Here is a 6,388-nt window from a genome sequence, read left to right on the forward strand (position 1 = left end):
ACGCTTAGCCAAGCGGGGCACGGAAGCACGCGCCCACCCGCCCCTTCGCCCGTGTACATCCCCCGACCACTGGGTCGCCTGCCTGCCGCAGGTGGCGCACCGTCGATGGGAATCACGCTGGGCGACGTGCGCGGAGCGCATGGCTGCCATGGGTGCGTTTGCCATCGCCTGTTTTTTGTCCTGCATGGAATCGCACCGATGGCTTCGTCCCTGATTACTCCCCGTCCAACCCTGCTGGCCCTGGCCGTGACCGCACTGTTGATCGCACCGTTGGCACACGCTGAGGAAGGTTCTGCCGACCCCTCTGCGCGCACCCTGGACACCGTCCAGGTAACTGCCGATGGCGACATTGCCGACAGCTACACGGTCAAGCGGGCCAGCACCGCAACCAAGCTCGGCCTGTCGCTGCGCCACACGCCGCAGTCGATGACCGTGGTGACCCGGCAGCGGCTGGACGACATGGGCCTGTTCTCCCTGTCCGATGTGATGGGCCAGGTCACCGGCGTAGCGGTGTCGGTCACCGACAGCGAACGCATCAACTACGTCTCGCGCGGGTACAACATCACCAATTTCCAGGTCGATGGCATGCTCAACACCTTCGGTGGCTACATCAAGACCAACACCGACAGCGTGATCTACGACCGCATCGAAGTGGTGCGTGGTGCCACCGGCCTGACCACCGGTGCGGGTGATCCATCGGGCACCATCAACTTCGTCCGCAAGCGCCCCACCGATACGTTCCAGATGAGCGCCAACCTCACGCTCGGCCGCTGGGGCAACCAGCGCCTGGAAGCCGACCTCGGCGGTCCCATCGCCCTGGATGGCCGCATCCGCGCCCGCGTGGTCGCGGCCAAGCAGCAGAGCGATTCGTTCCGCGATGTGTACAAGCTGGACAAGGACGTTTTCTACGGCATCGTCCAGGCCGACATCACCGACACCACATTGCTTGAAGCCGGCTACGAGTACCAGTCGCCGCACACCACCGGCGTGACCTGGGGCGTGGTGCCGTACTGGGGCGCCGATGGCAAGCCGGCCCACCTGCCGCGCTCGACCAACCTGTCGGCGCGCTGGAGCAGCTGGCCGATCATCGAAAAGAGCGCGTTCGCCCGCCTTGAACAGCAGTTGGGCCATGGCTGGGCCGCGAAATTCGCCTACACCCGCTCCAAGCGCGAGACCGACGGCGCGGTCTGGTATGGGGCGTCCGGTTACCCGCATGCCGATGGCAGCGGCATCTCTGCCTTCGTCGGCAGCTTCGGTGAAAACGGCGACATGCAGGTGTTCGACTTCAACGTCGGCGGTCCGTTCCAGTTGTTCGGCCGCGAACACGAACTGGTGTTCGGCTTCGGCCAGTCGGTGCGCAAGGGCGAAGTGCCTGCGAGTGAAACCGCCGCTTACCCTGCCAGCTACGAGCGCGTGCCGGACTGGCGCAGCTGGAACGGCGACGTCGCACCGCTGCAGGTCACCCGCCTGGGCTATCTCGCATCGGAGGACGAACTGCGCCAGCGCGCCGCCTACCTGGCCGCGCGCCTGCAGCTGGCCGAGCCGCTGACCGCCGTGCTCGGCGCCCGCTACGGCAGCTGGGAAACGCGCAACTGGACCTACACCCACGACGCCGCCGGCCGCCTGACCGGTACCCGCCGCGGCGGCTACAAGCCGGACGACTCACTCACGCCGTACGCTGGCTTCATCTACGACTTCAACCGTTACTTCAGCGGCTACGTCAGCTACACCGACATCTTCCAGCCGCAGAACTACCGCGACAAGGCCAACAACTACCTCGAACCGGTCGTCGGTGACATGTGGGAAGCCGGGCTCAAGGCCGAGTTCTTCGATGGCCTGCTCAACACCTCGGTGGCGGTGTTCAAGGGCGAGAAGGACAACGTCGCCGAGCTCGATGATTCGGTGCCGGAGAACTCGCTGCCCGGTGGCATCAGTGCTTACCGCTCCACCGGCAAGGGCAACAAGGTGAAGGGCTGGGAAATCGAAGCACAGGGGAGCCTGGGCGAGCACTGGAACCTGTCGACCGGGTTCACCCACACCGTCAGCCGCAATGCGCTGGGCGTTCGCCAGAACACCACCGTTCCGGTCGATCTGTTCCGCCTCAACGCCAGCTGGCGCCCGGGTGGTGCCGAAGGCCGCTTCTGGATCGGTGGCGGCGCAACCTGGCAGAGCGGCATCTGGAGCCTTAGCAACAAGCCGCGCGAGGACTTCCTGGTCAGCGGCAAGCGCGACCGCGTGGCGATCGAACAGGGTGACATCTACCTGCTCAACCTGTCGGCCGGCTATCGCTTCAACGAGAACTTCACCGCCCAGGTGAACGTGAACAACCTGCTGGACAAGAAGTACTACAACCGCGTCGGTTTCTACGACGGCGTGTACTGGGGCGAACCGCGCAACGTGATGATGACGCTGCGCTGGAAGCTCTGACGATCTGATGGATGGCGCCGGTTCTGCGACCGGCACCCGGCCACGGATGGCCAACCCCGGCGCGCTTCGGTGCGCCGGTCCTCTTTCATTCAACCTGCAGGACCGCCGTGGACCGCTCGCCCGCAACCGCCAGCCCCCGCCTCAGCACCTTCTTCGCCAACCCGCGATGGGGCGTGCTGTCCCGATCCCTTGCCGCCATCTTCGGCGGCTACGCGCTTGCCTCGATGACCACCGTGTTCTGTGCGCTGGCCCTGCCGGGCGCACGCGGCCAGGCTGTGCTGACCGGCATGCTGCTGGCGATCCTGGTCGCCGCCTGTGCGGCACTTTGGGCGTTCGCCACCCGCAGTGCGCTGCGCGCCTGGGTCGGCATTCTCGCCCCCACCCTGCTGATGGCCGGTGTTTCGCGCCTGCTGGGAGCGTGGGCATGAAGAATGGATTCCGCCAATCCATGGCCTGGCTGCACACCTGGACCGGCCTGCTGGTCGGCTGGCTGCTGCTGCTGATCTTCATGGCCGGCACCGCCAGCTACTACCGCGAGGAAATCAGCCGCTGGATGCGCCCGGAACTGCCGCGCAGCACGGTCAGCACCGACGAAGCGGCGCAGCGCGCGGCCGACTATCTGCTGACCAACGCACCACAGGCCGAGAGCTGGTTCGTCACCCTGCCGCAGCCACGCAATCCGGCCATGCAGATGTTCTGGCGGTTGCCAGAGGCGCTGGCCGATCCGAGCAAGGGCCGCCGCGGGGCCTTCGGCGACGCCACCCTGGACCCCAATACCGGCAACGAGCTGAAGGCACGCGAGACCCGTGGCGGCGACTTCTTCTACCGCCTGCACTTCGACCTGCATTACATCCCGGTACTGTGGGCGCGCTACCTGGTGGGCTTCTGCGCGATGTTCATGCTGGTGGCGATCATCACCGGCGTGATCACCCACAAGAAGATCTTCAAGGACTTCTTCACCTTCCGGAAAGACAAGAGCCTGCGTTCCTGGCTGGACTTCCACAACGTCAGCGCGGTGATGGCCCTGCCCTACCACGCGATGATCACCTACACCGGCATCGTCACGTTGATGATCATGTACCTGCCGTGGGGAGTGAGCGCTGCCTACGGCACCGACCAGGATGCCTTCTACGCGGAGGCCTTCGGTGGCCTGCCCGAAGCCACCGCGCCTGCCGAAGGCAAGGCCGCATCGCTGCCGCTGCGGCAGCTGCTGGACAGTGCCCGCACGCACTGGCACGGAACCGAGGTCGCCGGTTTCAGCGTTGCCAACCCCGGTGCCGCCAATGCGGTGATCGACATCCGCCAGCGCGATGGCAAGCGTTTGTCCATCGATACGCCCGCGCTGCGCTACGACATGGTCACTGGCGCGCTGCTGCAGGAAACCCCGCCTTCCGGTGGCGCCACCGCCACCCGTGGCGTGCTGTATGGCCTGCACCTGGCACGCTTCGCCGATTGGGGCGTACGCGCCCTGTTCTTCCTGTCCGGCTTGACCGGCTGCCTGATGGTGGCCAGCGGCGTGGTGCTGTGGGCGGTGAAGGAGCGCCCGAAGCATGCCAAGAGCGGTCGCACCGGCTTCGGCCTGCGCCTGGTCGATGCGCTGAACATCGGCGCCGTGGCCGGCCTGCCCATCGCCTTTGCCGCCTATTTCTGGGGCAACCGGCTGCTGCCGCTGGGCCTGGCCGAGCGCTCCAACGCCGAGGCGAACGTGTTCTTCTACGCATGGGGCGCCTCGCTGCTGGCGGCCTTCATCTGGCCCAAGCGGATGATGTGGGCGTGGCAGCTGTACATCGGCGCGGCCGCGTTCGCGCTGATCCCGGTAGTGAACGCATTGACCACCCACGCACACCTGGGCGTGACCCTGTTCAACGGTGACTGGGCATTGGCCGGCTTCGACCTGTCGATGATCGCCTTCGGCGCGATGCTGGCCCTGTGCGGCTGGCGCATGCAGCGCTGGACGCCGCCGCTGAGTGCCGCCGAGAAGAAGAAGCGCGCGGCGGCCGCTGCAGCGACGAAGGCACCGGCCGATACAGTGGAAGCGGAGGCCAGCGCATGATGCTGCTGGTACTGGGGTTGTCGTTCACAGCGTTCACCGCGCTGTCGCTGGCGATGGAAAAGCACCAGCAGGAACTGCACGGCAAGGCAGCGGCGTCACCAGTACGGCGGACGCAATGGCGGGTGCTGGGCTGGGTGCTGCTGACCGTGGCGTTCGCCCTGTGCGTGGTCGACCAGGGCTGGGCGATGGGCCCGGTGCTGTGGCTCGGCGCGCTTACGCTGGGTGGAATCGTGCTGGCGTTCGCGCTGTACCCGTACCGGCCGAAATGGATCGCACCGCTGGCGGTCGCGCTGCCGGTGATCGGGCTGGTGGTGGCGTTGTTGTAGGCCGTGCGGTAGTCCCATCCACGCATGGCGCGGATCTACTTCGGATGCCGCGCAGGGCGTGGATCCATCCGGAAGGGTAGTGCCGGCCGCTGGCCGGCAACCCCATGAAGCTTTGCAAGAGTCCTGCAGCTGCCGGCCAGCGGCCGGCACTACCGCATGACGCCAGGCATCACGCCAGGCGCTTCAGCTCCCACGCACGATGGATGCGTGCGTTGCGCTCGAAATCCGGGCCGATGGTGCTGGCGCTGATCTCGCGGCACTGCGCGAACTCGGCGATGGCGCTCTCTTCCAGTTTGAAGCGGCGGAAGTTGTTGGAGAAGTACAGCACGCCATTCGGCGCCAGCCGGGCGACGGCCGCACGCAGCATCTTCACCTGTTCGCGCTGCACGTCGAAGTCCTCGGCGCGGGCCGAGTTGGAGAACGTCGGCGGGTCGCAGAAGATCACGTCGTACTGGCCGCGATCGCCTTCCAGCCATGCCATCGCATCGGCCTGCACCAGCAGGTGCTGGTTGCCGCCCTGTCCGTTCAAGGCCAGGTTGTCGTAGCACCACTGCAGGTAGGTGGCCGACAGGTCGACGCTGGTGGTGCTTGCCGCACCGGCCACCGCCGCCTGCACGCTGGCCACGCCGGTGTAGCAGAACAGGTTGAGGAAGCGCTTGCCGCGCGCCTGCTCGGCCATCAGGCGGCGCAGCGGGCGATGGTCGAGGAACAGGCCGGTATCGAGGTAATCGAACAGGTTCACCTGCAGCAGCGCATTGTTCTCGCGTACCACGAGGAACTCATCACGCTGCTCGAAACGGCCGTACTTGCTGCCGCCCTTGCCACGTTCGCGCGACTTCATCGACACCTGTTCCGGCGGCACGCCGAACACCTCGCGCGCAGCGGCCAGCAGTTCATTGCGGCGGCGGCGCACGTCGTTCTCGGGAATCGCCGCCGGTGCGGCGTATTCCTGCACATGCAGGAAGGTGCGGCGCTGGCCGCCGTCTTCCTCGTACACATCGATGGCCGCTGCGTATTCCGGCAGGTCGGCATCATAGGCGCGGAAACAGGTGATGCCTTCGCGCGCGCGCCAGCTCTTGAACTTCTTCAGGTTCTTGCGCAGGCGGTTGGCCACCATCTGCGCGCCTTCGCTCAGCTCGCGCACCTGTGCCGGATCGCGACCGGGCACCGCAATCGGATCGCAGACGATCAGTGCACATTCCAATGCACCATTGAACATCTGGTACTTCTTGCCCGCACGCAGGCCGGTAGCGAAGGCCAGTTCGTCATTGCCGCACAGCAGGCTGGCGCGCCACTGCGGCACCGCCTTCTGCAGGGCATTGCCCAGCTTGCGGTACAGCGCCGGATCGGCGGCCAGGCGCTCGTCATACGGCGGGTTGCAGACCACCGCGCCGATCTCCTGCTCCGGGGTGGGCAGGTCAGCCACATCGGCGCGGGTGAAGCGGATGGCATGGGCGACGCCAGCCACTTCCGCGTTCTCGCGCGCCGCCTGGATCGCCACCGGGTCGATGTCGCTGCCGTGGACGACCGGCTTCAGCGCAGCCAGGCCGGCCGCTTCGCGATCACGCGCTTCGCGCTGGAT

General features: G+C 66.5%; 5 protein-coding genes. 4 read left to right on the forward strand and 1 reads right to left on the reverse strand.

Annotation, left to right across the window (positions count from 1 at the left end):
• Window positions 1-198: 198 nt before the first annotated feature.
• The 4 genes from DBR20_RS06035 (at window position 199) to DBR20_RS06050 (ending at window position 4,806) form a co-directional block, all read left to right on the forward strand.
• Window positions 199-2,427, forward strand: coding sequence for a TonB-dependent siderophore receptor (locus tag DBR20_RS06035; protein ID WP_108265556.1), 2,229 nt, complete (start codon window positions 199-201; stop codon window positions 2,425-2,427).
• A gap of 107 nt (window positions 2,428-2,534) precedes the next feature.
• Entirely contained in the window at window positions 2,535-2,855 is a 321-nt protein-coding gene (locus tag DBR20_RS06040) for a DUF3649 domain-containing protein (RefSeq protein WP_089239947.1), read from the forward strand.
• Entirely contained in the window at window positions 2,852-4,480 is a 1,629-nt protein-coding gene (locus DBR20_RS06045; protein ID WP_108265557.1) for a PepSY-associated TM helix domain-containing protein, read from the forward strand. The genes DBR20_RS06040 and DBR20_RS06045 overlap by 4 nt, the downstream gene beginning before the upstream one ends.
• The gene (locus DBR20_RS06050; RefSeq protein ID WP_089239943.1) at window positions 4,477-4,806 is read left to right on the forward strand and encodes a DUF3325 domain-containing protein; all 330 of its coding nucleotides are present in this window, start codon (window positions 4,477-4,479) and stop codon (window positions 4,804-4,806) included. Before DBR20_RS06045 ends, DBR20_RS06050 begins: the two co-directional genes overlap by 4 nt.
• Before the next feature lie 169 nt (window positions 4,807-4,975).
• On the opposite strand, the gene rlmKL is transcribed toward DBR20_RS06050, so the two are convergent.
• On the reverse strand, window positions 4,976-6,388 hold a 1,413-nt coding region (gene rlmKL / locus DBR20_RS06055), incomplete at its 5' end, for a bifunctional 23S rRNA (guanine(2069)-N(7))-methyltransferase RlmK/23S rRNA (guanine(2445)-N(2))-methyltransferase RlmL (protein ID WP_258223223.1).

It is taken from the genome of Stenotrophomonas sp. HMWF023, assembly GCF_003060985.1.
In the GTDB taxonomy this organism is placed as follows: Bacteria; Pseudomonadota; Gammaproteobacteria; order Xanthomonadales; family Xanthomonadaceae; genus Stenotrophomonas; species Stenotrophomonas lactitubi.

Coding starts and splice junctions, on each gene's coding strand:
- DBR20_RS06035 (WP_108265556.1), top strand. CDS start 199: ATGGCTTCGTCCCTGATTACTCCCCGTCCAACCCTGCTGGCCCTGGCC.
- DBR20_RS06045 (WP_108265557.1), top strand. CDS start 2,852: ATGAAGAATGGATTCCGCCAATCCATGGCCTGGCTGCACACCTGGACC.
- DBR20_RS06050 (WP_089239943.1), top strand. CDS start 4,477: ATGATGCTGCTGGTACTGGGGTTGTCGTTCACAGCGTTCACCGCGCTG.